General features: G+C 67.6%; 27 protein-coding genes and 1 tRNA gene. 13 read left to right on the top strand and 15 right to left on the bottom strand.

What is annotated here, in order from left to right; genetic code table 11:
• Complete coding sequence (locus G6N47_RS09380; RefSeq protein ID WP_083131205.1) at positions 1 to 1,599, bottom strand: peptide ABC transporter substrate-binding protein; 1,599 nt, start codon at positions 1,597 to 1,599, stop codon at positions 1 to 3.
• A gap of 34 nt (positions 1,600 to 1,633) precedes the next feature.
• On the opposite strand from G6N47_RS09380, the gene acs reads away from it, so the two are divergent.
• Complete coding sequence (gene acs / locus G6N47_RS09375; RefSeq protein ID WP_232080158.1) at positions 1,634 to 3,565, top strand: acetate--CoA ligase; 1,932 nt, start codon at positions 1,634 to 1,636, stop codon at positions 3,563 to 3,565.
• Here the strand turns inward: acs and G6N47_RS09370 are convergent, their stop codons facing one another.
• Entirely contained in the window at positions 3,566 to 4,282 is a 717-nt protein-coding gene (locus G6N47_RS09370) for a S1 family peptidase (protein ID WP_372517532.1), read from the bottom strand. It lies immediately after the preceding gene.
• A 147-nt stretch (positions 4,283 to 4,429) separates the two neighbouring features.
• On the opposite strand from G6N47_RS09370, the gene G6N47_RS09365 reads away from it, so the two are divergent.
• Together G6N47_RS09365 and G6N47_RS09360 are read left to right on the top strand one after the other, a co-directional pair.
• Positions 4,430 to 4,960 carry a phage holin family protein gene (locus tag G6N47_RS09365; RefSeq protein WP_232080157.1) on the top strand — a complete coding sequence of 177 codons (531 nt, stop codon included), beginning with the start codon at positions 4,430 to 4,432 and terminating at the stop codon, positions 4,958 to 4,960.
• On the top strand, positions 4,961 to 5,926 hold the full coding sequence (locus G6N47_RS09360; protein ID WP_083131209.1) for an alpha/beta fold hydrolase: 966 nt from the start codon (positions 4,961 to 4,963) through the stop codon (positions 5,924 to 5,926).
• On the opposite strand, the gene marP is transcribed toward G6N47_RS09360, so the two are convergent.
• Genes marP through nth form a run of 4 tightly spaced genes read right to left on the bottom strand, consistent with a single transcriptional unit; the run spans position 5,919 to position 9,202 of the window.
• Positions 5,919 to 7,109 carry an acid resistance serine protease MarP gene (marP, locus tag G6N47_RS09355; RefSeq protein ID WP_083131210.1) on the bottom strand — a complete coding sequence of 397 codons (1,191 nt, stop codon included), beginning with the start codon at positions 7,107 to 7,109 and terminating at the stop codon, positions 5,919 to 5,921. The two genes, G6N47_RS09360 and marP, sit on opposite strands and share 8 nt — an antisense overlap.
• Positions 7,106 to 7,870 carry an NUDIX hydrolase gene (locus G6N47_RS09350; RefSeq protein WP_083131211.1) on the bottom strand — a complete coding sequence of 255 codons (765 nt, stop codon included), beginning with the start codon at positions 7,868 to 7,870 and terminating at the stop codon, positions 7,106 to 7,108. The genes marP and G6N47_RS09350 overlap by 4 nt, the downstream gene beginning before the upstream one ends.
• Positions 7,871 to 7,886: 16 nt before the next feature.
• The gene (locus tag G6N47_RS09345) at positions 7,887 to 8,525 is read right to left on the bottom strand and encodes a TlpA family protein disulfide reductase (RefSeq protein ID WP_083131212.1); all 639 of its coding nucleotides are present in this window, start codon (positions 8,523 to 8,525) and stop codon (positions 7,887 to 7,889) included.
• Positions 8,522 to 9,202, bottom strand: a complete 681-nt coding sequence (nth, locus tag G6N47_RS09340; protein WP_083131213.1) for an endonuclease III — start codon at positions 9,200 to 9,202, stop codon at positions 8,522 to 8,524. Before nth ends, G6N47_RS09345 begins: the two co-directional genes overlap by 4 nt.
• Before the next feature lie 173 nt (positions 9,203 to 9,375).
• Between nth and G6N47_RS09335 the strand changes: the two genes are divergently transcribed.
• Positions 9,376 to 9,630, top strand: coding sequence for a hypothetical protein (locus G6N47_RS09335; protein WP_139799436.1), 255 nt, complete (start codon positions 9,376 to 9,378; stop codon positions 9,628 to 9,630).
• A 98-nt stretch (positions 9,631 to 9,728) separates the two neighbouring features.
• Positions 9,729 to 10,403, top strand: a complete 675-nt coding sequence (gene crp, locus G6N47_RS09330; protein WP_023368605.1) for a cAMP-activated global transcriptional regulator CRP — start codon at positions 9,729 to 9,731, stop codon at positions 10,401 to 10,403.
• 92 nt (positions 10,404 to 10,495) lie between these two features.
• Here the strand turns inward: crp and G6N47_RS09325 are convergent, their stop codons facing one another.
• The 3 genes from G6N47_RS09325 to G6N47_RS09315 are packed head-to-tail and all read right to left on the bottom strand — an operon-like array spanning position 10,496 to position 11,888.
• Entirely contained in the window at positions 10,496 to 11,266 is a 771-nt protein-coding gene (locus G6N47_RS09325) for an MBL fold metallo-hydrolase (RefSeq protein WP_083131215.1), read from the bottom strand.
• Positions 11,263 to 11,730, bottom strand: a complete 468-nt coding sequence (locus tag G6N47_RS09320) for a RidA family protein (RefSeq protein ID WP_083131216.1) — start codon at positions 11,728 to 11,730, stop codon at positions 11,263 to 11,265. The genes G6N47_RS09325 and G6N47_RS09320 overlap by 4 nt, the downstream gene beginning before the upstream one ends.
• Positions 11,727 to 11,888, bottom strand: a complete 162-nt coding sequence (locus G6N47_RS09315) for a DUF4177 domain-containing protein (protein ID WP_099539648.1) — start codon at positions 11,886 to 11,888, stop codon at positions 11,727 to 11,729. Before G6N47_RS09315 ends, G6N47_RS09320 begins: the two co-directional genes overlap by 4 nt.
• Positions 11,889 to 11,935: 47 nt before the next feature.
• On the opposite strand from G6N47_RS09315, the gene G6N47_RS09310 reads away from it, so the two are divergent.
• Together G6N47_RS09310 and G6N47_RS09305 are read left to right on the top strand one after the other, a co-directional pair.
• Positions 11,936 to 12,958 (top strand): ArsA family ATPase, encoded by a 1,023-nt coding sequence (locus tag G6N47_RS09310; RefSeq protein ID WP_139799425.1) that lies wholly within the window; start codon positions 11,936 to 11,938, stop codon positions 12,956 to 12,958.
• Positions 12,955 to 14,088 carry an ArsA family ATPase gene (locus tag G6N47_RS09305; RefSeq protein WP_083131218.1) on the top strand — a complete coding sequence of 378 codons (1,134 nt, stop codon included), beginning with the start codon at positions 12,955 to 12,957 and terminating at the stop codon, positions 14,086 to 14,088. The genes G6N47_RS09310 and G6N47_RS09305 overlap by 4 nt, the downstream gene beginning before the upstream one ends.
• Positions 14,089 to 14,092: 4 nt before the next feature.
• Here G6N47_RS09305 and G6N47_RS09300 read toward each other — a convergent pair whose 3' ends face one another.
• A complete protein-coding gene (locus G6N47_RS09300) occupies positions 14,093 to 14,446 on the bottom strand; it encodes a WhiB family transcriptional regulator (RefSeq protein WP_083131219.1) in 354 nt (117 codons plus the stop codon).
• A 324-nt stretch (positions 14,447 to 14,770) separates the two neighbouring features.
• Between G6N47_RS09300 and ponA2 the strand changes: the two genes are divergently transcribed.
• From ponA2 to G6N47_RS09275, 5 genes are all read left to right on the top strand, one after another.
• Positions 14,771 to 17,203, top strand: coding sequence for a transglycosylase/D,D-transpeptidase PonA2 (gene ponA2, locus G6N47_RS09295; RefSeq protein ID WP_083131220.1), 2,433 nt, complete (start codon positions 14,771 to 14,773; stop codon positions 17,201 to 17,203).
• Between the two features lie 22 nt (positions 17,204 to 17,225).
• Complete coding sequence (locus G6N47_RS09290; RefSeq protein WP_083131221.1) at positions 17,226 to 18,182, top strand: metallophosphoesterase; 957 nt, start codon at positions 17,226 to 17,228, stop codon at positions 18,180 to 18,182.
• Positions 18,179 to 19,276 carry an L-cysteine desulfhydrase Cds1 gene (gene cds1 / locus G6N47_RS09285; protein WP_179966375.1) on the top strand — a complete coding sequence of 366 codons (1,098 nt, stop codon included), beginning with the start codon at positions 18,179 to 18,181 and terminating at the stop codon, positions 19,274 to 19,276. The genes G6N47_RS09290 and cds1 overlap by 4 nt, the downstream gene beginning before the upstream one ends.
• A gap of 275 nt (positions 19,277 to 19,551) precedes the next feature.
• Positions 19,552 to 19,625 (top strand) — tRNA-Pro (locus tag G6N47_RS09280).
• A gap of 77 nt (positions 19,626 to 19,702) precedes the next feature.
• A complete protein-coding gene (locus tag G6N47_RS09275; protein WP_083131223.1) occupies positions 19,703 to 21,496 on the top strand; it encodes a thiamine pyrophosphate-requiring protein in 1,794 nt (597 codons plus the stop codon).
• Here the strand turns inward: G6N47_RS09275 and G6N47_RS09270 are convergent, their stop codons facing one another.
• Complete coding sequence (locus G6N47_RS09270; RefSeq protein WP_083131224.1) at positions 21,497 to 22,963, bottom strand: HNH endonuclease signature motif containing protein; 1,467 nt, start codon at positions 22,961 to 22,963, stop codon at positions 21,497 to 21,499.
• Between the two features lie 138 nt (positions 22,964 to 23,101).
• Between G6N47_RS09270 and G6N47_RS09265 the strand changes: the two genes are divergently transcribed.
• Positions 23,102 to 24,058: an iron-containing redox enzyme family protein gene (locus tag G6N47_RS09265; protein WP_232080324.1), complete on the top strand. Its 957-nt coding sequence runs from the start codon at positions 23,102 to 23,104 to the stop codon at positions 24,056 to 24,058.
• Here G6N47_RS09265 and G6N47_RS09260 read toward each other — a convergent pair.
• From G6N47_RS09260 to G6N47_RS09245, 4 genes are all read right to left on the bottom strand, one after another.
• Positions 24,041 to 24,232, bottom strand: coding sequence for a CDGSH iron-sulfur domain-containing protein (locus G6N47_RS09260; RefSeq protein ID WP_232080156.1), 192 nt, complete (start codon positions 24,230 to 24,232; stop codon positions 24,041 to 24,043). The two genes, G6N47_RS09265 and G6N47_RS09260, sit on opposite strands and share 18 nt — an antisense overlap.
• Entirely contained in the window at positions 24,229 to 24,927 is a 699-nt protein-coding gene (locus G6N47_RS09255) for a HemK2/MTQ2 family protein methyltransferase (protein ID WP_083131227.1), read from the bottom strand. The genes G6N47_RS09260 and G6N47_RS09255 overlap by 4 nt, the downstream gene beginning before the upstream one ends.
• Positions 24,928 to 25,011: 84 nt before the next feature.
• Positions 25,012 to 25,572, bottom strand: coding sequence for a type 1 glutamine amidotransferase domain-containing protein (locus tag G6N47_RS09250; RefSeq protein ID WP_083131262.1), 561 nt, complete (start codon positions 25,570 to 25,572; stop codon positions 25,012 to 25,014).
• Between the two features lie 17 nt (positions 25,573 to 25,589).
• Positions 25,590 to 26,576 carry an LLM class F420-dependent oxidoreductase gene (locus tag G6N47_RS09245; protein WP_083131228.1) on the bottom strand — a complete coding sequence of 329 codons (987 nt, stop codon included), beginning with the start codon at positions 26,574 to 26,576 and terminating at the stop codon, positions 25,590 to 25,592.
• Between the last annotated feature and the right edge of the window lie 33 nt (positions 26,577 to 26,609).

Genomic DNA, 26,609 nt, shown 5'->3' with positions numbered 1-26,609 from the left:
TCAGGCCTTCACGATGTGTTCGTAGTCGGGCAGCCCGTTCCAGGTGAGCACGACGTTGCTGACCGCCGATGACCGGCCGGCCACGGTGACGACGTACCACAGTGGTACGACGGGCATGTCGCGCAACAGGATTCGCTGCGCCTCGGTGGTCAGCGCGTAGGACTGCGCCAGATTGGGGGCGGCGGCGGCGCGGGCCAGCGCCGCGTCGAAGCGCGGGTTGGAGTAGCCGACGTCGTTGGCTCCGGCGCCGGTGACGAACAGTGGTTCTAAGAAGCTGAGCATCGACGGGTAGTCGCCTTGCCAGCCGGCCCGAAACGCCGTGGCGATGGTCCGGCTGGTGATCTGGGTGCGAAAGCCGGCGAAGGTGGGTTGCGGCGCGCCGGCCGCGTCGATGCCCAGCACGTTCTTGATGCTGTTGGCCACCGCGTCCACCCACTCCTGATGGCCGCCGTCGGCGTTGTAGCCGATCGCGTACTGGCCGCTCCACGGCGAGATGGCGTCGGCCTGTGCCCACAGCCGCCGCGCCCGGTCGGGGTCGAAGTCCAGCGCGTCGTTGCCGGCGATGCCGGGGTTGTAGCCGGGCAGCGAGCTGGCGGTGAAATCGCGGGCGGGCTCGCATGTTCCGTTGAAGATCTGCCGGCAGATCTGCGGACGGTTGATGGCCGCCGCCAGCGCCAGCCTGCGCAGCCGGCCCTCCTCCCCGCCGAAATGCGGCAGCCGCAGCGGGGTGTCGAGCGTGCGGTTGGTCGCGGCCGGCGCGGTGACCGCGCGGTCGCCCAGGTCTTTGCGGTAGACCGGCAGCACACTGGGCGGAATGCTGTCCAGCACATCGAGATTGGCGGACAGCAGGTCGGCGTAGGCGGTGTCGAGGTTGGCGTAGAGCACGAAGCGCAGCCCCTTGTTCTGCGGCATCCGGTTGCCGTGGTAGCCGGGGTTGGGCTCCAGCTCGATTTTGACGTTGTGCAGCCAGGCGTCCCGGTCGGCGAGCCGGTAGGGGCCGTTGCCGATCGGGTGCTGCCCGAACGCGGCCATGTCCTTGAACGCCGCCGCCGGCAGCGGGTAGAACGCCGAAAAGCCAAGGCGCAGTTGGAAGTCGATGGTCGGTGCCTTGAGCCGGACGGTGAACTGGTGGTCGTCGAGCACCCGCAGCCCGGACATGGTGCGGGCTTTGGGCTCGGCGGCCGCGACGTCGTCGAAGCCGACGATCGGGCCGAATAGGCTTTGCTGCAGTTGAGCATTGGTGGCCAGCGCGCCGTAGTTCCATGCGTCGACGAACGAGTGCGCCGTGACCGGCGAGCCGTCGGAAAACGTCCATCCCGGTTTGAGGGTGATCGTGTAGGTGACGTTGTCGGTGGTCTCGATCGACTGCGCCACCTCCAGCGACGGTGTGCCCTTGGCGTCATACGACATCAAGCCGGCGAACAGTCGGTCGATGACGCGCCCGCCGTTGGTGTCGTTGGTGTTGGTGGGGATCAGCGGGTTCTGCGGCTCGCCGGCGTTGACGATCACCACGTCGGTGCGCTCGCCGCCGCCACCGCAATCGGTGAGCCCCAGCACTGCGGCGGCAACCACCGCTGCCGCCGCCACCGCACGCACCATGCCGCCGACCCTAGCTATAGCTAGGCTTGCGCCCGTGACCGAAGCGCCGTCGTCGTTCCCGCCGCCGCCGGAGTTCGCAGCGCAGGCGAACATCAGCGAAGAGGCATACCGCGAGGCCGAGCAGGACCGGCTGAAGTTCTGGGCCGAGCAGGCCAACCGACTGTCCTGGGCGACGCCGTTCGAGCAGGTGCTGGACTGGTCGGACGCGCCGTTCGCCAAGTGGTTCGTCGGCGGCAAGCTCAACGTCGCCTACAACTGCGTGGACCGTCACGTCGAGGCCGGCCACGGCGACCGCGCCGCCATCTACTGGGAGGGCGAGCCGGTCGGCGAGAGCCGTGTTTTGACCTACGCCGACCTGCAGACCGAGGTGTGCAAGGCCGCCAACGCGCTGAGCCGCCTCGGGCTGGTCGCCGGAGACCGCGTCGCCATCTATATGCCGATGATCCCCGAGTCGATCGTCGCGATGCTGGCCTGCGCGCGGCTGGGTGTCATGCACAGCGTGGTGTTCGCCGGTTTCACCGCCAAGGCGCTGCGCGCCCGGATCGCCGACGCCGAAGCCAAAGTGCTGATCACCGCCGACGGCCAGTTCCGCGGCGGCAAGCCCATGCCGCTGAAGGAGGCCGCCGACGAGGCCGTCGGCGACGACAGCCCCGTGGAGCACGTGGTGGTGGTCCGCCGCACCGGCATCGACGTGCCGTGGACCGAGGGCCGCGACCTGTGGTGGCACGACGTCGTCGACCCCGCGCCCGCCGAACACAGCCCTCAAGCCTTCGACGCCGAGCACCCGTTGTTTTTGCTCTACACGTCGGGCACTACCGGCAAGCCCAAGGGCATCATGCACACCAGCGGCGGGTTTCTCACCCAGTCGTCGTTCACCCACTACAGCATCTTCGACGTCAAACCGGAGACCGACGTGTTCTGGTGCACCGCCGACATCGGCTGGGTCACCGGGCACACGTACAGCGTCTACGGGCCGCTGTCCAACGGCGTCACCCAGATTCTCTACGAGGGCACGCCGGCCTCCCCGACTGAGCACCGCCATTTCGAGATCATCGAATCCTACGGTGTCACAATCTATTACGCCGCGCCGACGCTGATCCGCACGTTCATGAAGTGGGGCCGGCAGATTCCCGACGCCCACGACCTGTCCAGCCTGCGGCTGCTGGGATCGGTCGGCGAGCCGATCAACCCGCAGGCCTGGCGCTGGTACCGCGACGTCCTCGGCGCCGACACGACCCCGGTGGTGGACACCTGGTGGCAGACGGAGACCGGCGCCGCGATGATCTCACCGCTGCCCGGCGTGGCCGCCGCCAAGCCGGGTTCGGCGATGACGCCGCTGCCTGGCATCTCCGCCAAGATCGTCGACGACGAGGGCAACCAACTGACGCCCGGCGTCGATGCCACGGGCTATCTCGTCATCGACCAGCCATGGCCGGCCATGCTGCGCGGCATCTGGGGCGACCCGGAGCGTTACCGCGAGACGTACTGGTCGAAGTTCGCCGAGCAGGGCTGGTATTTCGCCGGGGACAGCGCCCGCTACGACGCCGACGGCGACATCTGGGTGGTCGGCCGCATCGACGACGTGATGAACGTGTCCGGCCACCGGATCTCCACCGCCGAGGTGGAGTCGGCGCTGGTCGGGCATTCCGGGGTGGCCGAGGCCGCCGTCGTCGGCGCCACCGACGACACCACCGGTCAGGCGATCTGCGCGTTCGTCGTGCTGCAGGCCGATCAGCCGGAGACGCTCGGCGAGGAGATCATCGACGAGCTGCGCGGGCATGTCGCCAAGGAGATCTCGCCGATCGCCCGGCCGCGCGAGCTGCACGTGGTCCCCGAGTTGCCGAAGACCCGCAGCGGCAAGATCATGCGCCGGCTGCTGCGCGACATCGCCGAAAACCGGGAACTCGGCGACACCTCGACACTGCTGGACCCGGGCGTGTTCGACGCGATCCGCGCGGCTAAGTAACTAGGTAGCCGGATTGGCCGACACCGGGACGAACCCCGCGCCCGGGCGGCCCTTGGCGGCCAGGTCGGCCAGCACCGCGTTGATCGACACCACGGTCGCCGGGGTGTGCAGCGGGATGTATTTGATGATGCAGGTCGGCAGGTTTTCGCTGAACGCGCCGTGGATCATCCCGACGAGCAGATTGTCGACGACGACCGGCGCACCCGAGTCGCCCTGCTGCCCGCACACCTGCATGACGAGGGTGCCCGGGTCCTGGCCCGGCCCGAAGACGACGCCGCAGGAGTTGCCGGTGGTGCGGCCCTGCTTGCAGGCGATCTGGCCGGCGGACGGGTCGGGGCCGATGCCGTCGATCTCAAAGCCGTCGAAGTTGGGCACCGGCACTACCTTGGCCGGGTCGAAGCGGATCACGGCGTAGTCGAGGCTGTCGTTGCCGGCCACCATCGTGCCGATGATGCCGCGGTTTTGCGCCGCCTCGGCGGAGACCTGAGCGCCCGGCCCGCCGCAGTGCGCCGAGGTGAAGCCGACCAGCGCGCCGGTGTTGTCGTTGCCGATGCTGGTCAACGTGCACATGGTGTCGCCGTCGATGACGATGCCCGCACCGCCGCCCATCGGAACCCTGTCGTCGGCTGCGGCGGTGCGTGGGCCAGCGACGGCAAACAGCGAGGCCATCACTAATGCCGCAGCAACACGGAACAGCCGGCAGTGCGTGGTCTGCAAAGAGTTACTCCCGTCAACTATTCCGCCCATGGGACCCGGCTGGGTCAGTCTAACGTGACCGCCGCTCATTGGTTGGCCTCGTCTGGCACCGGTGCCCATGGCAACATGAACCGCGACGACAATCAGGTTCGGCCGGGAGGACCGTCTGTGAGCAAGCCAGATCGCAAGAAGGCCGGCAACGGCAGCAAGGACGGCGTGCCCAGCACGCTGACCACCATCCCGTTGACCGACCCGCATGCGCTGCCCGTCGAGCCGTCGATCGGCGACCTGGTCCGCGACGCGACTGCGCAGATGTCGACGCTGGTGCGCGCGGAAGTGGAACTGGCCCGCGCCGAAATCACCCGCGATGTCAAGAAGGGACTGACCGGCAGCATCTTTTTCATCGCGGCGCTTGTGGTGCTGTTCTACTCGACCTTCTTTTTCTTCTTCTTCCTCGCCGAGTTGCTCGATACCTGGTTGTGGCGCTGGGTCGCGTTCCTGATCGTGTTCGGAATCATGGTGGTCTTCACCGCGGTGCTGGCGCTGTTCGGATTCTTGAAGGTCCGCCGGATCCGCGGACCGCGCCAAACCATCGAATCAGTCAAAGAGACCCGCACCGCCTTCACGCCGGGTCACGACAAGGCCGGCCAGCAGGCGCTCGGCACCGGCGGAACACCCGCTGACCCCTCGGGTTGGTAAATGGCGCCACCAGATCCGTCGGTGACCCGTATCGACGGGCCATGGCGCCATCTGGACATACACGCCAACGGTATTCGATTCCACGTCGTCGAGGCGCAACCATCCGACCAGGATGCGGGCACGCCGGCGACGGCCCGCCCACTGGTGATCATGCTGCACGGCTTCGCCTCCTTCTGGTGGTCGTGGCGCCACCAGCTGCGCGGCCTGACCGGGGTGCGCGCGGTCGCCGTGGATCTGCGCGGGTACGGCGGCAGCGACAAACCCCCACGTGGGTACGACGGCTGGACGCTGGCCGGCGACACCGCCGGGCTGATCCGCGCGCTCGGGCACTCGTCGGCGACCCTGGTCGGCCACGCCGACGGCGGACTGGTCTGCTGGGCCACTTCGGTGCTGCACTCCCGGCTGGTCCGCGCGATCGCGGTGGTCAGCTCACCGCATCCCGCGGCCTTGCGTGTCTCCGCGTTGACCCGCCGCGACCAGGCGCGCGCGCTGTTGCCGTCGCTGCTGCGCTATCAGGTGCCGATCTGGCCGGAGCGCTCGCTGACCCGGCACCACGGCGACGAAGTCGAGCGGTTGGTGCGTAGCCGCGCCAGCGCCAAATGGGTTGCGTCGGAGGATTTTTCCGAAACGATCGGCCATCTGCGGCAGGCGATCCAGATTCCGTCGGCGGCGCATTCCGCGCTGGAGTACCAGCGCTGGGCGGTGCGCAGCCAGTTGCGCGACGAGGGCCGGCGGTTCATGAGGTCTATGACTCGTCGCGCAGGTATCCCTGTTTTGCACATTCGCGGTGACGCCGATCCCTACGTGCTGGCCGACCCAGTCGCACGCACCCAGCGCTACGCGCCGCACGGTCATTACGTAATGGTTTCCGGCGCAGGGCATTTCAGTCACGAAGAGGCGCCGCAGGAAGTCAACGGCCACCTGGCCCGGTTCTTGGGGCAGGTGTACGGGCCCGAACTCAGCTGACGCAGGCGCCGGTGCCCACCGGCGCGGTGTCGCCGATCTTCGCCAGCTGGCCGGCGACCTCTTTGGCGGTCAGCACAAAACCGGTGTCGTTGTCGTCGACCGCCGCGCCGAACACCACACCGAGTACCTTGCCGTTCAGGTCGATCAGCGGACCACCCGAATTACCTTGCTCCACAGTGGCTCTGATCGTGTAGACCTCGCGGTTGACCGTCGCGTCGCGATAAATGTCCGGACCGGACAGCTCGATGATCTCCCGCACTCTGGCCGGCGTCGCGACAAAGCCGCCGCCCCCGGGATAACCGAGCACCAACGCGTCGGTGCCTCCCTTGACAGCGCCGTCGGCGAACGCCAGCGGCGGCGGCGGCAGGTTCGGGACGGCCAGAATGGCGATGTCGACGGACGGGTCGTAGGACACCACGGTGGCATCGTAGGGGTTCCCGCTGGCCTCGACCGTGACGTTGTTCGCTCCGGCCACCACGTGCGCATTGGTCATCACCCGGTCGGGCGAAAGCACAAATCCGCTGCCTTCCAATACTTTCTGGCAGCCGGGTGCGATCGCACGGATCTTGACCACACTGGGCTGGGTGGCTGCCACCACCGGGTTGCTGGACAGCCCGGCGTCGGGTGTCGCCACCGCGGCGACCGGGGTGCGGCTGAACGGCTCCAACACCTGTGGCAGACCCGAGGTGTCCAGCAGCGACGACAGCCGCTTGGGCACCGTCTTGAGCCACGGCGGCGCAACCTGGTTCACCTCGGCCAGCACCCGCGAACCACGCACCGCCGCAGCAAGATTCGGCTGACCGGTCGACGACGTCAGTGGGGTCGCCAGCAGCCACGCCGCTATCAGCACCACCACCATCTGCACCGCCACCCCGATGAGCGAGTCGAAGAACCGGATGATGCGGCTGCGGATCGCACCGCGCACCGCCCGGCCCAGCACGACGCCGGCGACCTCGCCGATGACGACCAATCCCAGGATCAAAAACAGCGCGGCGAACAGCTTGGCTCGCGCGGCGGCGATGTGGGTGACGATGTGCGGGGCCAGCAGCACCCCGGCGACGGCGCCGAGGAGGACCCCGATGAACGAGAGCAGCGAGCCCAATGCGCCTGAGCGCCAACCAGATATGGCCGCAATGAAAGCGACCGCGAGCACCGCGATGTCCAACCACTGTGACGGGGTCATCGTGCACCACCCTCATCGCCGACCAGAGCCATGGCTTCGTCGAGTTCGCGGACGTCGGTGGTGTCCCATGGCTGCGCCCAGCCCGCGACGTCGAGCATCGCGGAGATGACCTGGCCAGTGAAACCCCACACCAGCATCTCATTCAACAGGAAAGCCGGGCCCGCGAAGCGGCGATGCAAGGTGCGCCGATACACCATCAGCCGGTTCGCAGGGTTGATGAAGGCGCGCACCGGAACCCGCGCGACAACCGCCGTCTCCGCCTCGTCGACGACGGCCACCGGGCCGGGATCGGGCGAGTATGCGAGCACCGGGACGACGTGAAAACCCGACGGCGCGATGAAGGTTCGTTCCATGGTCGCCAGCGGATGCAGCCGGTCCACGTCGATGCCGGTCTCTTCGCGCGCCTCCCGCAGGGCGGTGGCCACCGGGCCGTCGTCACCGGGATCGCATGCGCCGCCGGGAAACGCCGCCTGCCCGGCGTGGTGACGCAAGGTGGAGGCGCGAACGGTGACCAGCAGGTCGGCGTCGTCGGGAACACCACCGTCGGGCGGGCCGGACTCCGGACCGGAGAACAGCACCAGCACCGCGGCGTCGCGGCCGTTGCGGCGGGCCGACGCCGTCGCCTTGGCCGCGGTCACCATCGCCAGCACGTCGGGGGGCAGTCGGCGGCGGAAGGCTTCCGGCACCTGGCCGACGTTGTCGACCAACGGACGCAGCCAGGACGGCCCGAGCTCCGGTGTCAGCGGAACCGCAGCGCTCAACCGGCCCTCCCTGGTCTCACCTCTGACCCGAAACCGCGGCCGCGATCTCGTCGGCGGTGGCGAACGCCCGCGGCAGGGTCTGCGCAACGCTACCGTCCGGCGCCAGCACCACTGTCGCGGGCATCACATTGGGTACCCGCAATGCGGCCGCCATCCGCCGCCGACCATCCTGCAGGGTCGGCAACCGCACACCAAGTTGGGCCAGCTGCAGCAGGCCGGCCGTTTCGTTCTCGTCCTGGTGCACGGTCACCACCGTCACGGCCGATCCGGCGCGGCGCTGATACTCGGCCATCGCCGGCAATTCGGCCTTGCACGGTTTGCACCAATACGCCCACAGGTTGAGCAGCACGCGCCGACCGGCCAGCGCGCGGGCCACCTCGACCGTCGAGCCGTCGGCCGCACACTCCACCGTGATGCCGCGCAGCGCCGCCGGCCCGGCGCCGGTACCCGCTGCCGGACAGGGCGGCAAGTCGGCGCGCCGGCGCGGTTCGGCCAGCGCCTCGGGCGTGTCGGCGTCGCGGTGTTCACGGCTGGGGCCGCTCGCCGAGGGCGGCGTCGACAAGTGATAGGTGTCGCGCAACTCGACCAGCAGCGCCCCCACCAAGCCCACGATCACGAGCAGGATCGCCAGGGTCCAACCGGTCCGGGCGCTCACAACCCGGCCAGCGCCAGCAGGTGCTCTTTTTCGGGGCCCTGAACCAGCGGCGCGGCGATCAGCGGGTCGGTGGGCCCGGTCCCGAACGACGGACAGTCCTTGGCCAGCACGCACACGCCGCATGCCGGCTTGCGGGCATGACAGACCCGGCGCCCGTGAAAGATCACCCGGTGCGACAGGTCGGTCCACTCCCTCCGCTCGATGAGCTCGCCGACGGCATGCTCGATCTTCACCGGGTCGTCCTCGGAGGTCCACCGCCACCGCCGAACCAGCCGCTTGAAATGAGTGTCGACGGTGATTCCCGGGATACCGAACGCGTTCCCGAGGATGACATTGGCCGTCTTGCGCCCCACTCCGGGCAGCGTCACCAGCTCCTCCATGGTCGAGGGCACCTCGCTGTCGAACCGCTCGACCAGTGCCTGCCCGAGGCCGATCAACGCCGCCGCCTTGTTGCGGTAGAAACCGGTGGGGCGGATGAGGTTTTCGAGTTCTTCGCGGTTGGCCTTCGCGTAATCCAGTGCGGTGCGATAGCGGACGAACAACGCCGGGGTGGTCAGGTTGACCCGCTTGTCGGTGCTTTGCGCCGACAGGATGGTGGCCACCGTCAACTCCAGCGGGTTGGTGAAGTCCAGCTCGCAATAGACATGCGGAAACGCTTGTGCCAGTTTACGATTCATTCGACGAGCTCGTCGCACCAATCCGAGGCGGGTCTCCTCGGTCTTGCCCGTCGTCACGTCCGACAGCGTACTTGGCGGCGATAGCCACTATTTCGTAATCCCACTGAGACCTTTGCCGTGTTTACTTCCTGGATGTGTCGTGGCTGCTGGTGGCGTTCATTCCAGGGTTGCTGATGTTGGCGACGTTCGGGCTGTCCCGCCTCGAGGCCGGTTTGGTCGACGACACGCTTTCCGCCCGCGACGTCGCGGAGTTTTTCGAACAGGCCGAGGCCGCGGACATGAGCACGCTGGCCCGCGAAGGCATGCCCGAGGCACTGGACCGCCTGCACCGCCGTCACACCGAACCACCGGGTTTGGCGACGCCACGGCACCGGCATTCCCGAACGAATCGGCAGTTTGGGCCGCCTCGGCACGCCAATCGTGTGTAGCGTTGGCACGTTGGGTTAGCGGCCTACCTCTAGACTCAGCTCACAAACAACTGATGGGCCGTGCGCGCATCACATTATTCAAGCAGCTAAGGGGCAACGTGGACGAGATCCTGGCGAGGGCCGGAATCTTCCAGGGAGTCGAACCCAGCGCCGTCGCCGCGCTGACCAAACAATTGCAGCCCGTCGACTTCCCGCGTGGGCATACCGTTTTCGCGGAAGGGGAGCCGGGCGACCGGCTGTACATCATCATTTCCGGCAAGGTGAAGATCGGTCGGCGTTCGCCGGACGGCAGGGAGAACCTGCTGACGATCATGGGCCCGTCCGACATGTTCGGTGAATTGTCGATTTTCGACCCCGGTCCCCGGACTTCGAGCGCCACGACGATCACCGAGGTGCGGGCGGTCTCGATGGACCGCGACGCGCTGCGGGCATGGATCGCCGACCGTCCGGAGATCGCCGAGCAGCTGCTGCGTGTGCTGGCCCGCCGGCTTCGTCGCACCAACAACAACTTGGCGGACCTCATCTTCACCGACGTGCCGGGCCGGGTGGCCAAGCAGCTGCTGCAGCTGGCGCAGCGGTTCGGCACCCAGGAGGGTGGCGCGATGCGGGTTACCCACGACCTGACCCAGGAGGAGATCGCTCAGCTGGTCGGCGCGTCGCGGGAGACCGTCAACAAGGCGCTGGCCGACTTCGCCCATCGCGGCTGGATTCGCCTGGAGGGCAAGAGCGTACTGATCTCGGACTCGGAGCGGTTGGCCCGCCGAGCGCGGTAAGCCCGGGCGCAACTAAGCGAGCATTCGACCGCGCGCGGTGAGATTGCATCCAGTGTCGTGATCCCGCCGGATCGACAACACTGTGCGCAATCTCAGCGACGCAAGTAGTCCAGCTGGGCCTGCACCGACCATTCGGCGACGTCCCACAGCTTCTCGTCGACGTCGACGTAGACGTGTTCGACGACTTGGCGCACGGTGGCGTCGTCGCCGAGTTCGCGCAATGCCGAGCGCACCTGGTCCAGCCGCTGCTCGCGGTGCTCCAGGTAGCCGGTGGCGACGGCCGCGAGGTCGTCCAGATCCGGCCCGTGGCCGGGCAGTACCCGCCGCGGCCCCAGGCCCCGCAGCCGCTGCAGCGACTCCAGATAGTCGGCCAGGCTGCCGTCGTCCTTGTCGATCACCGTCGTGCCGCGGCCTAACACGGTGTCCGCGGTGAGCACGGCGTCGTCGAGAACGAACGACACCGAGTCGGCGGTGTGCCCGGGCGTGGCCAGCACGCGGATCGTCAGCCCCGCCGCGTCGATCACTTCGCCGTCGACCAGATGGCCGCCGAGGCCGCGCAACCACCCGCTGCCCACCGATCGCACGACCGCGCCGGTCGCGTCGACCAGCTTGTCGATGCCGTCGGTGTGGTCGCCGTGCCGATGGCTGATCAGTATCAGCGAGACCCGGCCGACGGCCGCGACACCGGCGATGTGCTCGTCGTCGTCGGGTCCGGGGTCGACAATCACCGCCTCGTCGCTGCGCGGGCCGCGCAGCACCCAGGTGTTGGTGCCCTCCAGCGTCATCAAGCCGGGGTTGTGGGCCAACAGCACCGAGGCGGTGTCGGTGACCGGTCGCAGCTGTCCGTAGGCGGGGTGCTTCAGGACCCCACCTCGACGACGAGCTCGACTTCCACCGGCGCATCGAGCGGCAACTCGGCAACGCCGACCGCCGAACGCGCATGCGCGCCGCGGTCCCCGAACACCTCGGCGAGCAGCTCCGACGCGCCGTTGACGACCCCCGGCTGACCGCTGAACCCGGGGGCGGAGGCGACGAACCCGACCACCTTGACCACCTGGATCACCGCATCGATGCCCACCAGCGAATCCACTGCCGCCAGCGCGTTGAGCGCGCAGAGCCGCGCCAGCTCCTTGCCGTCCTCGGGGCTGACCTCGGCGCCGACCTTGCCGGCGCCGGCCAGCTTGCCGTCCTGCATCGGCAGCTGGCCGGCCGTGTACACCAGGTTGCCGGTGCGCACGGCGGGAACGTAGGCGGCCAGCGGCTTCACCACTGCCGGGAGCTCGATGCCGAGCTCAGCGAGCCGGGCCTTGGCAGACCCCGCGCTCACTTCGGGCGTTTCAGATACGCGACGTGTTGCTCACCCGTCGGACCGGGCAGCACCGAAACCAGCTCCCAGCCGTCGGCACCCCACTGGTCGAGGATTTGTTTGGTGGCGTGCGTCAAGAGCGGGACGGTTGCGTACTCCCAGGCGGTCGGTTGGGTCATAGCCCGAGCTTATCCGTCGGGTGACAACGCACGTTGGTTAGCATGCTTTGGTGGCGACCACACCAAGCAGCGTTGCTTCCATCGGCTGGCCAGCACGACTGGAGAAGGCCCGCTTGCATTTCGTGACCGGCAAGGGGGGCACCGGTAAGTCGACCGTCGCCGCCGCGCTCGCACTGACCCTGGCGTCCGGCGGGCGCAAGGTGTTGCTCGTGGAAGTCGAAGGGCGCCAAGGGATTGCGCAACTTTTCGACGTGCCGCCGCTGCCCTACAAAGAGGTCAAGATCGCGACCGCCGAACATGGCGGCCTCGTCAACGCGCTGGCAATCGACATCGAGGCCGCGTTCCTGGAATACCTCGACATGTTCTACAACCTCGGCATCGCCGGCCGGGCGATGCGGCGCATCGGCGCGATCGAGTTCGCCACGACGATCGCGCCGGGCCTGCGCGACGTGCTGCTCACCGGAAAGATCAAGGAGTCGGTGATCCGCGTCGGCAAGGACCGGCAGCCCGTGTACGACGCAGTCGTGGTCGATGCGCCGCCGACGGGTCGCATCGCGCGCTTTTTGGACGTCACCAGGGCGGTGGCCGATCTGGCCAAGGGTGGGCCGGTGTATTCGCAAAGCGAGGGTGTGGTCCAGCTGCTGCATTCCGACCAGACCGCCGTACACCTGGTGACGCTGCTGGAGGCGCTGCCCATGCAGGAGACCATGGAGGCCATCGACGAGTTGCAGGAGTTGAACCTGCCGATCGGCAGCGTGATCGTCAACCGCAACATCCCGGCCTACCTGCAGCCCGACGACCTGGCCAAGGCGGCCGAGGGCGACATCGACGCCGACGCGGTGCGGGCAGGACTTGCGAAGGCCGGAATCACGCTGAACGACCACGATTTCGCCGGCCTGCTGACCGAGACCATCCAGCACGCCACCCGCATCACCGCCCGCGCCGAAACCGCCGAGCAGCTCGACGAGTTGCAAGTGCCGCGGCTGGAGCTCCCCACGATCGCCGACGGTGTCGATCTCGGCAGTCTCTACGAGCTCTCCGAAGTGCTTGCGCAGCAAGGAGTTCGATGAGTACCACGCCGCCGAGACTGGACGTGGCCGCTATCCTGGCCGACAAAACCAACCGGGTGGTGGTGTGCTGCGGCGCCGGCGGCGTCGGCAAGACCACCACTGCCGCCGCGATGGCGTTGCGCGCAGCCGAGAACGGCCGCACCGTCGTGGTATTGACCATCGACCCGGCCAAGCGGCTCGCACAAGCGTTGGGAATCAACGACCTTGGCAACTCGCCGCAGCGCGTGCCGCTGGCTCCCGAAGTACCGGGCCAGCTCTACGCGATGATGCTCGACATGCGCCGCACGTTCGACGAGATGGTGATCCAGTACTCCGGACCCGAACGCGCACAAGCGATTCTGGACAACCAGTTCTACCAGACGGTCGCCACCTCGCTGGCCGGCACCCAGGAATACATGGCGATGGAAAAGCTCGGCCAGCTGCTGAGCCAGGACCGTTGGGACTTGGTGGTGGTGGACACGCCGCCGTCGCGCAACGCGCTGGATTTCCTGGACGCGCCGAAACGGTTGGGCAGCTTCATGGATAGCCGGCTGTGGCGGCTGCTGCTCGGGCCCGGGCGCGGCATCGGCCGACTGGTCACCGGCGCCGTCGGCCTGGCGATGAAGGCGCTGTCGACCGTCCTGGGCTCCCAAATGCTTTCCGACGCTGCAGGTTTCGTGCAGTCGCTGGATGCCACCTTCGGCGGGTTCCGGGAGAAGGCCGACCGCACCTACGCGCTGCTGAAGCGACGCGGTACGCAGTTCGTGGTGGTGTCAGCGGCCGAGCCGGACGCGCTGCGGGAGGCGTCGTTCTTTGTCGACCGGCTTTCCGAGGAGCGCATGCCGCTGGCCGGTCTCATCCTGAACCGCACCCATCCGATGCTGTGCTCGTTGCCGGTGGAGCGGGCCATCGACGGCGCCGAGACGCTGGAGAACGAATCGGACTCCGGTGACCTAGCCAGGGCGGTCCTGCAGGTTCACGCCGACCGGGCGGCGACGTCCAAGCGGGAGATTCGGCTGTTGTCGCGGTTCACCGGGGCCAATCCGCACGTCGCGATTGTCGGAGTGCCCTCGCTTCCCTTCGACGTGTGCGACCTCGAGGCGCTGCGCGCGATCGCCGATCAGATGACGGCTACCAACGGCGCGGCGTAAGGGCTTAGCCAGCGCTGCGGTGCTTGCGCTGGGCAGCGAAGAACTCCGCCCAGGACTCCACCTCGGGGTGCTGCTTGAGCAGTGCCCGTCGCTGCCGTTCGGTCATGCCACCCCACACCCCGAACTCGACCCGGTTGTCCAGCGCGTCGGCGCCGCATTCCAGCATCACCGGGCAGTGCCGGCAGATCACCGCGGCCTTGCGTTGCGCAGCGCCGCGGACAAACAGCTCATCAGGGTCGGCCGCCCGGCAGAGCGCCTTGGATACCCAGGCGATTCGTGACTCGGAATCAGCACGGTGAACGGTGCTTCCTGCCGGTGCAGTGTTCGCCTTCCGTGCCGCGATCCGTGTACCAGACACCAGCGTCCCCTCTTCGCTCTCACCGCCAGTACGACGGCCCCGACTCGCGGTATAGATCGGCAATGCGATCTAGGCCACACTATGCACGTCGGTGTTACCTGTATCTCACTGTGCGTCTAAGTTAGGTGGTCAGGTGCCAATTGCGCAACGGTTTGATACCCCCTTTTTTGGCACAACTGTGCCGTCCGATCATGAAGGGGCCGCCCGACGGGTCGAACGGACCAACGAATAGGCCCTGACCTGTGACGCTGGGGAAAATATGCTCATCAGCCACTTGAGATGACTCCAGATGACTTCCGTCGCGGCGCCGCTAGTCTAGTAGCCATGCCGGAGCCGGAGCAGCCCCAGACCGCTATTACGGTCGCCAAGCTCGCCGGGTGCTGCCTGCTGGCCGCCGTGATCGTCGCCGCCCTCCTGTTTCCTGCCGTCGGCGGCATCGGGCTGATGTCCAACCGCGCCTCTGAAGTCGTCGCCAACGGGTCGGCTCAGCTACTCGAGGGCGACGTCCCCGCCGTCACCACGATGGTCGATGCGAAGGGCAACACGATCGCCTGGCTGTACTCGCAACGCCGCTTCGAGGTGCCCAGCGACAAGATCGCCAACACGATGAAGCTGGCAATCGTCTCGATCGAGGACAAGCGGTTTGCCGAACACAACGGCGTCGACTGGCAGGGCACGCTGCACGGGCTGGCCGGCTACGCGTCGGGCGACGTCGATACCCGCGGCGGTTCGACCATCGAGCAGCAGTATGTGAAGAACTACCAACTGCTGGTGATCGCGCAGACCGACGCCGAAAAGCGCGCGGCGGTCGAGACCACGCCGGCCCGCAAGCTACGCGAAATCCGGATGGCGCTCACGCTGGACAAGACGTTTTCCAAGCCGGAGATCTTGACGCGTTACCTGAACCTGGTTTCGTTCGGCAACAACGCCTTTGGTGTGCAGGACGCCGCGCAAACCTACTTCGGCGTGAACGCTTCCGAGCTGAATTGGCAGCAGGCGGCGCTTCTGGCCGGGATGGTGCAGTCGACCACCGCGCTCAATCCGTACACCAACCCCGAGGGCGCGCTGGCACGTCGAAACCTGGTGCTGGACACCATGATCGAGAACTTGCCGCAGGAAGCCGAGGCGTTGCGCGCCGCCAAGGCGGAGCCACTGGGAATACTGCCGCAGCCCAACGAGTTACCGCGTGGCTGCATCGCGGCCGGCGACCGCGCATTCTTCTGCGATTACGTACAGGCCTATCTGGCGCGGGCCGGCATCAGCAAGGAGCAGATCGCCCGCGGCGGGTACACGATCCGCACCAGCCTCGACCCCGATGTGCAGGCTTCGGTCAAATCGGCGATCGACGCGTCCGCCAGCCCGGACCTCAACGGCATCGCCAGCGTGATGAGCGTGATCCGGCCCGGCAAAGACTCGCACAAGGTGATCGCGATGGCGAGCAACCGCCGCTACGGGCTGAACACCGACGCGGGCGAGACCATGCGGCCGCAGCCGTTCTCGTTGGTTGGTGACGGTGCCGGGTCGATCTTCAAGATCTTCACCACGGCCGCCGCGCTCGAGATGGGCATGGGCATCAACATGCAGCTCGAAGTGCCCGGTCACTTCCAGGCCAAGGGCATGGGCAGCGGCGGCGCCAAGGGCTGCCCCAAGGAGACGTGGTGCGTGGTCAACGCCGGCAACTACCGCGGGTCGATGAACGTGACAGACGCGCTGGCCACCTCGCCGAACACCGCGTTCGCCAAGCTGATCCAGATGGTGGGGGTGCCGCGGGCGGTGGATATGGCGGTCCGGCTGGGGCTGCGTTCCTACGCCGATCCGGGCAGCGCCCGCGACTACGACGAGAACAGCAACGAGAGCCTGGCCGATTTCATCAAGCGGCAGAACATCGGCTCGTTCACCCTCGGGCCGTTCGAGGTCAACGCGTTGGAGCTGTCGAACGTCGCGGCGACGCTGGCATCCGGCGGCAAGTGGTGCCCGCCTAACCCGATCGACAAGCTGATCGACCGCGACGGCAACGAGGTGGCCGTCAGCGCCGAGGCGTGCGACCAGGTGGTGCCGGAGGGCCTGGCGAACACGCTGGCCAACGCGCTGAGCAAGGACTCGCAGCCTGGCGGCACCGCGTCGGGCTCGGCCGCCGCGGCGGGCTGGAACCTGCCGATGTCCGGCAAGACCGGTACCACCGAGGCGCACCGCTCGTCGGGCTTCGTCGGCTTCACCAACCAGTACGCGGCCGCCAACTACATCTACGACGACTCCAGCTCGCCGTCGGATCTGTGCTCCTCGCCGCTGCGGCGCTGCGGCGACGGCAACCTCTACGGCGGTAACGAGCCGGCCCGAACCTGGTTCACCGCGATGAAGCCCATCGCGGACAAGTTCGGCGAAGTCAAGCTGCCGCCGACCGATCCGCGGTATGTCGACGGCGGCCCCAACTCGCGAGTGCCCAGCGTCGCCGGGCTGGACGTCGACGGGGCGCGCCAGCGTCTGAAGGAAGCTGGTTTCCAGGTCGCCGACCAACCGACGTCGGTCAACAGCAGCGCCAAGTACGGGGAAGTGGTCGGAACGACACCCAGCGGCCAGACAATCCCGGGCGCCGTCGTCACCATCCAGATCAGCAACGGCGTCCCGCCGGCCCCGCCGCCGCCACCGGAAGGTGGGCCGGCGCCGATCGGCTCGCAAGTCATCGAGATCCCGGGATTGCCGCCGATCACGATCCCGCTGTTGCCGCCTCCCGCACCGGAGCAGCCGCCGCCGCCATAGCCCGGCGCAGTAGCATGCCTGCATGTCCGCTTCTGCAGTCCTGAAAACCACCGGCGCCGTCGCGCTGGGCTCGGCCGTCGCCGGCATCGGTTACGCGTCAATCATCGAACGCAACGCGTTCGTGGTGCGAGAGCTGACCATGCCCGTGCTGACGCCGGGCTCGTCGCCGCTGCGGGTGCTGCACATCAGCGACATCCACATGCGGCCGGGTCAGCGCCGCAAGCAGGCGTGGCTGCGGGAACTGGCCGGCTGGGAGCCCGACCTGGTGGTCAACACCGGCGACAACCTGGCCCACCCGAAGGCGGTGCCCGCGGTGGTGCAGACCCTGGGCGATCTGCTGTCGCTGCCGGGTGTTTTCGTGTTCGGCAGCAACGACTACTTCGGCCCGCGGCTGAAGAACCCGATGAACTACCTGACCAATCCCGGGCACCGCGTCCACGGGCAGCCGCTGCCCTGGCAGGACCTGCGGGCCGCGTTCACCGAGCGAGGCTGGCTGGATCTGACCCACAACCGTCGCGAGTTCGAGGTGGCCGGGCTGCACATCGCCGCGGCCGGCGTGGATGACCCGCACATCGCCCGCGACCGCTACGAGACCATCGCCGGGCCGGCCAGCCCGGCGGCCAATCTGCGACTGGGGCTGACGCATTCGCCCGAGCCGCGGGTGCTGGACCGCTTCGCCGCCGACGGCTACCAGCTGGTGCTGGCCGGTCACACCCACGGCGGTCAGCTGTGCTTGCCGTTCTACGGTGCGCTGGTGACGAATTCGGGCCTGGACCGCTCTCGGGCCAAGGGCGCGTCGCGCTGGGGAGCGACGATGCGGCTGCACGTTTCGGCGGGGATCGGCACGTCGCCGTTTGCGCCGGTGCGGTTCTGCTGCCGGCCCGAGGCGACGCTGCTGACGCTGATCGCCGCACCGACCGGCGGGCGCGACTCGCACCGCGACCGGGGGCGTTCGCAGCCAACGTATTCGGTGCATTGACGCGCGTTGCGGCTCGCTGCCGGCCACGCGGCTGGACGGACAACGCGATCCGATTGATCGAGGCGGACGCCCGCCGCAGCGCCGACACTCATCTGCTGCGCTACCCGCTGCCGTCGGCGTGGAGCGCCGACGCCGGCGTCGAGCTGTACCTCAAGGACGAGACGACGCACATCACCGGCAGTCTCAAACACCGATTGGCCCGCTCGCTGTTCCTCTACGCGCTGTGCAACGGCTGGATCGGAGAGGACACCACGGTGGTCGAGGCGTCGTCGGGCTCGACGGCGGTCTCGGAAGCGTATTTCGCTGCGCTACTGGGCCTGCCGTTCGTCGCGGTGATGCCCGCGTCGACCAGCGCAGCCAAGGTCGCATTGATCGAATCACAGGGTGGGCGTTGCCATTTCGTGCAGCATTCGGGTGACGTGTACGCCGAGGCGGAGCGGGTGGCCCGCGAGACCGGCGGGCATTACCTGGATCAGTTCACCAACGCCGAGCGGGCCACCGACTGGCGGGGCAACAACAACATCGCCGAGTCGATCTACGTGCAGATGCGCGACGAGAAGCACCCGATCCCTGACTGGATCGTCGTCGGGGCGGGCACCGGCGGCACCAGCGCGACGATCGGCCGCTACATCCGCTATCGCCGGCACGCCACCCGGTTGTGCGTGGTCGACCCGGAGAACTCCGCGTTTTTCGCCGCCTACGCTGAGCGCCGCTCCGACGTCGTCGTCAACGCGTCGTCGCGCATCGAAGGAATCGGCCGGCCGCGAGTGGAGCCGTCGTTTCTGCCCGATGTGGTCGACCGGATGGTCTCGGTTCCCGACGCCGCGTCAATCGCTGCCGCCCGTCACGCCAGCGCGGTGCTGGGGCGCCGGGTCGGCGCGTCGACGGGCACCAATCTATGGGGAGCGTTCGGCTTGATCGCCGAGATGGTTGCCGCAGGCCGCAGCGGGTCGGTGGTCACGCTGCTTGCCGACAGCGGTGACCGCTACGCCGACACCTACTTCTGCGACGAGTGGGTCAAAGCCCACGGGCTGAATCCAGCCCCGTCGGCTGCGGCGTTGGCCGAATTCGAACGCTCGTGCAGCTGGGCGTGATCCCAGGCTTCCTGCGCTTCGTTGGCCGGAGCGGTCACCAGTAGCCACAGCACGCCGACGACCAGGAGCCCGCCGAACACCACGGCACCCAGGACCGTCATGATTCTCTCGCTTCCACTGGACCAATTAGGTTGCTTAACGTTACTGACCTTGGGCGCTATTCCGGTGCACACTGTGGGCGAAATCGCGCCGCGCGTCGCGGTGTGATCCACGCAGCAGCGCAGTCCGCTTTGGCGAGCAGACGGGGCGGTGCGATACGCTGTCGTGGCTTTATGCGGGGTGTGGCGCAGCTTGGTAGCGCGCTTCGTTCGGGACGAAGAGGTCGTGGGTTCAAATCCCGCCACCCCGACTCAAGTGGTCTAAGGCCGTCGCCGCGTGGGTAACCACCTTCCTGATATCTGCTCCCAGAACAGGAAGAGGTGTGCAATGGGAAGCGCTCTGGTTGCCGACTTCGTGTTGGAACGGCTGCGCGATTGGGAGATCGAGAAGGTTTTCGCCTACGCCGGTGACGGCATCAACGGACTGCTGGCAGCCTGGGGGCGCGCAGACAACAAGCCGAAGTTCGTGCAGGCCCGCCACGAAGAGATGGCCGCGTTCGAGGCAGTCGGCTACGCGAAGTTCTCCGGCCGTCTCGGGGTGTGCGCGGCGACGTCGGGCCCGGGGGCGATCCACCTGCTCAACGGCCTCTACGACGCCAAACTCGACCGGGTACCGGTGCTGGCGATCGTCGGGCAGACCAACCGCAGCGCGATGGGCGGCTCTTACCAGCAAGAAGTCGATCTGATGAGCCTCTTCAAGGACGTGGCCAGCGAGTACATCCAGATGGTGACCGTGCCCGAGCAGCTGCCCAACGTGCTCGACCGCGCCATCCGCACTGCGCTGACCCGGCGCACGGTGACCGCCGTCATCATCCCGGCCGACGTGCAGGAGCTCGAATATTCGCCGCCGAGCCACGAATTCAAGATGGTGCCGTCGAGTCTGGGCTTCGAGTGGCCCGAGGTCGCGGCCTCCAAGGAGGGCGTGCAGAAGGCGGCCGAGGTGCTCAACGCCGGCGAGCGCGTCGCCATGCTGGTCGGCTGTGGGGCGAAGGGAGCTGTCAAGGAGGTCACCGAGATCGCGGATCTCCTCGGGGCGGGCGTCGCCAAGCCGCTGCTGGGCAAGGACGTGCTCTCCGACGAACTGCCCTGGGTGACAGGTTCGATCGGGTTGCTCGGCACGCGGCCCAGCTATGAGCTGATGCGTGACTGCGACACGCTGCTCACCGTCGGCTCGAGTTTTCCCTACACACAGTTCCTGCCCGGATTCGGCGACGCCCGAGGCGTGCAGATCGACATCGACCCGGCCTTGATCGGCATGCGCTACCCCAACGAGGTCAACCTGGTGGGTGATGCCGCGGCGACGCTGCGGGAGCTGATTCCGTTGATTCAGCGCAAGTCCGACCGGTCCTGGCGGGAGAAGATCGAGAAGAACGTGCAGCGCTGGTGGGAAACCATGGAAATGGAAGCCAACGTGTCCGCCGATCCGATCAACCCGATGCGGCTGTTCGCGGAGTTGTCTCCCAAGCTGCCGGACAACGCGATCATCACTGCCGACTCCGGGTCGGCGGCGAATTGGTATGCGCGCCAACTGAAATTCCGCGGCGACATGCGGGGGTCGCTGTCGGGCAATCTGGCCACGATGGGTCCCGGCGTGCCGTATGGCATCGGCGGCAAGTTCGCCAACCCGAACCGCCCGGTGATCGTGTTCGCCGGTGACGGCGCGATGCAGATGAACGGGATGGCCGAGCTGATCACGATCGCGCACTACTGGAAGGAATGGGCCGATCCGCGGCTGATCGTCACGGTTCTGCACAACAACGACCTCAACCAGGTGACGTGGGAGATGCGAGCGATGGCCGGAGCACCGAAATTCCCCGAGTCGCAAACACTTCCGAGTGTGGACTATGCAGGTTTCGCAGCTGGCTTGGGCTTGGGCTCGGCGACGCTCACCGATCCGGACCAAATCGGCTCGGCGTGGGATCAGGCGCTGGCCGCCGATCGCCCGACAGTGCTCGACGTGCACTGCGACCCCGACATCCCGCCGGTTCCGCCGCACGCGACCTTCGACCAGATGAAGGCCGCCGCGACATCGGTGCTCAAAGGTGACGAGGACGCGTTCGGCATCCTGCGGGAGGGCATCAAAGTCAAGGCGCAGGAGTTCATTCCGCGCCGCCGTAAGTAGCTAGAACGGTGGTGGGTCGTTGCAGGCCGCGACGCGCTCGGCCTGGCGGACCGCTTCGGCGGCGATACGGGCCTCGTTGATGGCGCGCTCGTAGGCGATGCGCGCTGCACGGTCCTGGGTCCGAGTTCGTCGTCGGGACGGCATCATCAGCCCACGATTCTCGGATGCCGGTGGCACCCAGGTAGGCAACGCCAATTCGCCCGTAGGTAAGGCCAGAGCCGGGAAGAGCACGGCACCACCGGGTTTCGTGGTGTATGTATGGCCGGTTGGCGCTGTCCATTCGACTGTGCCATCGGCCAGCTGGCGGTCGGCCCAACCGCCGATGCCGGTGTAGAAGGTCTTCAAAAGATGGTGGTAACCGCACAGGAGCTTGAGATTCGACGGGTGCGTAGGACCGAACGGAAACGGGACGGTGTGGTCGATCTCACACACCTCGGCCGGCTGGTCGCACCCGGGAAACCGGCAAGTCAAATCGCGCAGCCGCACGAATTCCGCCAGCGCCGCCGACGGCCGATACCCGGGCTGTGCATCGGCCGAGGGTGTCGCGAGCGGCTTGAGCTTCGCCGTCCCGGCGAGGTCCCGCAACGCGGTTGCCGGCAGCGGCCCGAATCCTGGCAGATAGCCCGGCGCCTCCGAGTCGCCACCGATGGTGGCCTGCTCTGCCAGCACATGAATGACCACGTCGGTGGCCGGCCGCCGTTGTGCCGCTGGGCATTCCGGTGAGCCGCACTCACAACGCATGGTCTCCAGGCCGGCCACCAATGCACCGAGCGCGTCGGCGCGACGCTGCGCCTTGGTCCGCGGATCCGCGGCGCAAACGGTGGCTGCCAGCGAGTCGAGCTTCTGGTCCAAAGCGGCGCCGTCCTGCGCGTGCAGCTGAGCCCACACCCCGGCCAGGCCGGACTCCAGCGGCCCGACCTCGACATAGCGATCCTCATTGCGCTGGCCCGGCATCTTCTGGCCCGCCGGGTCGAACCGGGCCACCCACATGTCGATCCGCTCGATGAGTTTGGGCTCGGACAGCCGCATCCACTTGTGCCCGTGCCGGGCGATCGCGGCATCCAGCTTGGCGACCAGCTCGGGATCGTCGACCAACTCCGTGCGGCGTACCACCGCGGCCATCAACCGAAAGTCGACGTCTCCCCGCGCAAACGTTTCGGCGACCCGGGGCAGCCGCTCCCGCAGGTCGATCGCGTAGCGCAGCCGCCCGCGGGCTCGTCCGCGGCTGATGCCCAACGCCGCGGCCACCTCGGCAGCCACGTTCTCGTACCCGTCGATGGCCCAGTTGATCCGGTCGGCATCGTCATCGGGCGCCCGCCGCGCATACAGCTCACCGATTGCCGCCAACTCGCGCGCACACATCGCGTTCTGGTTGCGCGCCGCCGTCGTGAGGACATCGACCACACCAGCATCGTCCAGACCCGCAAAAGGGCCGGCAGCCTGAGCTGATGCATCGAACTCGAACATATGTTCGATAGTACATGCCCCCTACGACACGGCCTTCTCGCCCGTTTGACCGATGGCTCATCGCGGGTACACCCGTGCGTGACCCACACACCGACCGCGCTTGAACCCCGGCTGCCGGCGGCGCACGGACCGTTGTCGATGGCCGTCCGGCGCAGCCTCACCGAACCGGCACCGCACGATCAGCCCACGCGCATCGGGTCGTCGGTGCGCGAGTCGGATCCCTACGGGCTGGATCTGCAGCTTGCGCTGTACATGTGCTATGAGCTGCACTACCGCGGCTTCGCCGGTGTCGACCCGGCCTGGGAATGGAATCCCGGGCTGCTGCACCTGCGCGGGCAGCTGGAGCGGGCCTTTTTGGCCGGGGTCCGCCGCGACGTCGGCCCGATCGAGCCGGATCGCACCGCGGCGGACGAAATGGACGCGCTCTCAATGGAATCCGTCGACGGGACCGGACCGTCATTCTGGCTGCGCGACAACGGAACCTGGGAGCAGATGCGCGAGTACTTCGTGCACCGGTCGCTGTATCACCTCAAGGAGGGCGATCCGCACGCCTGGGCGATTCCGCGGCTCTCCGGGCAGGCCAAGGCGTCGTTCGTCGCAGTCGAATACGACGAGTACGGCGCCGGGCGTGGCGCACGCGTACACCAGCAGCTGTTCGCCGACTTGTTGACCGCTGCCGGATTGGATGCGACGTATCTGGGTTATCTCGACGCGGTTCCGGCCGAATCGCTCGCGGTGGTGAACCTGATGTCGATGTTCGGTCTGCACCGCTGGTTGCGCGGCGCGGCGATCGGGCATTTCGCGTCGACGGAGATCACCTCGCCACCGGGTTCGCGCCGGCTGGTCGAGGCGCTGCAGCGGCTGGGTGCGCCCGCGGAGTGCGTGGCCTTCTACAGCGAGCACGTCGAGGCCGACGCGGTGCACGAGCAGGTGGTGCGCCACGACGTGGTGGGCGATCTGGTTGCGCGCGAACCACAGCTGGAGCACGACGTGGTGTTCGGGATCCGCGCCCACGTGATGATCGAAGACCGCCTCGGCGACGCGATGGTGGCGGCGTGGAAGGCCGGTGGGTCCTCGCTACGACGCCCGCTGTAAGCCTCGGCAGCGACGATGGCTGGTGTCGCACAGCGGATAGTTCTTGCTGCGCCGGCAAGTACACACAGCCACCATGAACCGATCGGATTCGACGACGCTGCCGTCTGGCATCTCGATGCGCACCGGTCCGTCGATCAGGATCGGGCCGTTGGGAATCACCTTGACTCGTGTCACGGCTTGTCCGCCCTGATCACCACCAGCTGCTCTTGCCGAGCACCGGCCGGGATGCGGCCGGTGCCCTCCAGCCATCGAGCCCGCGCAGACATCACCGGACCAAACGGGATCCATTGGGTGGCAACGACTTCGGCATCGAGACCGGTTGAACGCAGCGTGTCGATCGACTGTTCGACGCCCGAGAAGCGGGACTGCACAAGCAACATGGAGCCGCCGTCGCACAGCAGACTGGACGCCGACTCGCACATCGGATCCAATACCAGCCTGCCGTCGACTCCGGCGTTCCATGCCCACGCCGGCCCGGCGGCCTGCGGGATCACCTCGGTGTCTCCCGCCGGCGGGGTGGGCACGTAAGGCGGATTGGCCATGATGACTTCGAACGGCCCGCATTCGAGCGCACCGGTCCACGACCCCTCCCGCACGTCGACGTCGACGCCGGCGTGGAAAGCATTGCCTTGCGAACACCGCACGGCGCGGGGACAGATGTCGAAGGCGGTCACGCTGGCCGCACCCAGTTCGGCGGCGGCGATCGCGATGTAACCGCTGCCGGTACACAGGTCCAAAACCCGCCGTCCGGGCACCAGCCCGGTGCGTTCCATGGTGTCGACGAGCAGTTGGGAGTCCTCTTGCGGCGGGTATACCCCATCGGCGGCCAAACAATCCGTCACGGGCGGCGCCAGGTACGAAGCGGTCACGTGGGCCTTTCCGACACGTCGCCGCGACGGTCGCGGCGCCTTGCGGTCCTATGCCCGCAAACCGCCGCGTTGAAACCCGGGCCGCTAGGCGCCCGTCGGGGCGTGCGCGAATTTCTCCACGATTGTCGAGCAAAACGCCGGCAGATCCGACGGTGAGCGACTGGAGATCAAATTCCCGTCGATGGCCACTTCCTCGTCGACGACGTTGGCGCCAGCGTTGCGCAAATCGGTGCGAATACTCGGATACGAGGTCACCGTTCGCCCGGAAACCACACCGGCCTCGACCAGGCTCCACGGACCGTGACAGATCGCAGCGACGGGCTTTCCGGACTCGACGAAGTCACGGACGAACGCGATCGCCGAATCATTCAGCCGCAGCTTGTCCGGGTTCACCGTCCCGCCGGGCAGAACCAGCGCGTCGAAGTCGCCGACCGACACGTCGGACACCGCACGGTCGACCGGGAAGGTCCCGGCCGGCTCCAAATCGTGGTTGCGGGCCTGGATTTCGCCGGTTTTCAGTGACACCAGCTCGGTCTGCGCGCCCGCCTCTTCCAGGGCGGCCCGGGGTTGTTCGAGTTCGACCTTCTCCACGCCGTCGGCGGCCAGGAAAGCGACTCTCTTGCCGTGCATTTGGTGATGCGACATTACTGTCTCCTCCGGTTTCATCCGGCCGCGGACCGCAGCGCGTCGAGCAGCGGTTCGGCCGCCTCCTTGAAGAACAGGTCCTGTTCGTCGCCGCCAATCTGGATCAGCGCGATGTCGGTGAACCCGGCTTCCCAGTACGGCCGGACCGCGTCGGCGATCGCGTCAAGATCCGGGCCGCACGGAATGCTGTCGGCGACGTCCTCCGGGCGGACGAACTGCGTGGCGGCAGCGAATCCGGCCGTGGTCGGCAGGTTGGCGTTGACGTGCCAGCCGCCGCCGAACCAGCGGAATTGGTCGTGGGCGCGCTGGACGGCGGCGTCGCGGTCGGGGTCCCAGCAGACCGGCACCTGGCCGATCACCCGCCCACCGCCCGCCATGCCGCTGGCCTGACGCGCGGAGTGCCATTCGTGGACGAGGTCGCCGTTGGGCTCCACCGCGGCCAGGTGGTCGGCCAGCGTGGCGAACTTGGCGATCGACTTGGGGCCGGTCATCGACACCGCGATGCCCACCGGCACGTCCGGCAGGTCCCAGAGCCGGGCCGAGTCGGCCTGGTAGTAGTCACCGCGCCAGTCCACCAATCCACCGCCGAACAGGGCACGAATGATCTCGATGGCTTCGCGCAGCATGTCCAATCGCTGGCTGATGGCCGGCCAGCCTTGGCCGACGACGTGCTCGTTGAGGTTTTCACCGCTGCCCAGCCCCAGCGTGAACCGGCCGTCGGCGAGGATCTGCACCGTCGCCGCCTGCTGCGCGACGACCGCCGGGTGATAGCGCATCGTCGGGCAGGTCACATACGAATACAGATCTACCCGTTCGGTGGCGTGCGCCACCGCGCCCAGCACGGCCCAGGCATTGGGTGCGTGACCTTGCGACGCCAGCCAGGGCGAGTAGTGGTCACTGCAGACCTCGAAGTCAAAGCCCCGTCGCTCGGCCGAAACGGCGTTTCGGACAAGGTCTTTGGGGCCGTTCTGCTCGGTCATCAGGGTGTAGCCAAACCGCGTCATAGCACACGGGTACCCCAGGCTGGCGACGGCAAA

Source organism: Mycobacterium branderi (assembly GCF_010728725.1).
Classification (GTDB): domain Bacteria; phylum Actinomycetota; class Actinomycetes; order Mycobacteriales; family Mycobacteriaceae; genus Mycobacterium; species Mycobacterium branderi.
Note: the sequence above shows the minus strand (reverse complement) of the source record. Positions and strands in the feature narration are given on the sequence as shown.

Excerpts from the sequence above, each read along its gene's own strand:
- G6N47_RS09380 (WP_083131205.1), bottom strand. The coding sequence starts at position 1,599 with ATGGTGCGTGCGGTGGCGGCGGCAGCGGTGGTTGCCGCCGCAGTGCTG.
- G6N47_RS09305 (WP_083131218.1), top strand. The coding sequence starts at position 12,955 with ATGAGTACCACGCCGCCGAGACTGGACGTGGCCGCTATCCTGGCCGAC.
- marP (WP_083131210.1), bottom strand. The coding sequence starts at position 7,109 with ATGACCCCGTCACAGTGGTTGGACATCGCGGTGCTCGCGGTCGCTTTC.
- ponA2 (WP_083131220.1), top strand. The coding sequence starts at position 14,771 with ATGCCGGAGCCGGAGCAGCCCCAGACCGCTATTACGGTCGCCAAGCTC.
- G6N47_RS09335 (WP_139799436.1), top strand. The coding sequence starts at position 9,376 with ATGTTGGCGACGTTCGGGCTGTCCCGCCTCGAGGCCGGTTTGGTCGAC.
- G6N47_RS09270 (WP_083131224.1), bottom strand. The coding sequence starts at position 22,963 with ATGTTCGAGTTCGATGCATCAGCTCAGGCTGCCGGCCCTTTTGCGGGT.
- nth (WP_083131213.1), bottom strand. The coding sequence starts at position 9,202 with ATGAATCGTAAACTGGCACAAGCGTTTCCGCATGTCTATTGCGAGCTG.
- G6N47_RS09290 (WP_083131221.1), top strand. The coding sequence starts at position 17,226 with ATGTCCGCTTCTGCAGTCCTGAAAACCACCGGCGCCGTCGCGCTGGGC.
- G6N47_RS09250 (WP_083131262.1), bottom strand. The coding sequence starts at position 25,572 with ATGTCGCATCACCAAATGCACGGCAAGAGAGTCGCTTTCCTGGCCGCC.
- G6N47_RS09245 (WP_083131228.1), bottom strand. The coding sequence starts at position 26,576 with ATGACGCGGTTTGGCTACACCCTGATGACCGAGCAGAACGGCCCCAAA.
- G6N47_RS09275 (WP_083131223.1), top strand. The coding sequence starts at position 19,703 with ATGGGAAGCGCTCTGGTTGCCGACTTCGTGTTGGAACGGCTGCGCGAT.
- G6N47_RS09315 (WP_099539648.1), bottom strand. The coding sequence starts at position 11,888 with ATGACCCAACCGACCGCCTGGGAGTACGCAACCGTCCCGCTCTTGACG.
- G6N47_RS09265 (WP_232080324.1), top strand. The coding sequence starts at position 23,102 with ATGGCCGTCCGGCGCAGCCTCACCGAACCGGCACCGCACGATCAGCCC.
- G6N47_RS09360 (WP_083131209.1), top strand. The coding sequence starts at position 4,961 with ATGGCGCCACCAGATCCGTCGGTGACCCGTATCGACGGGCCATGGCGC.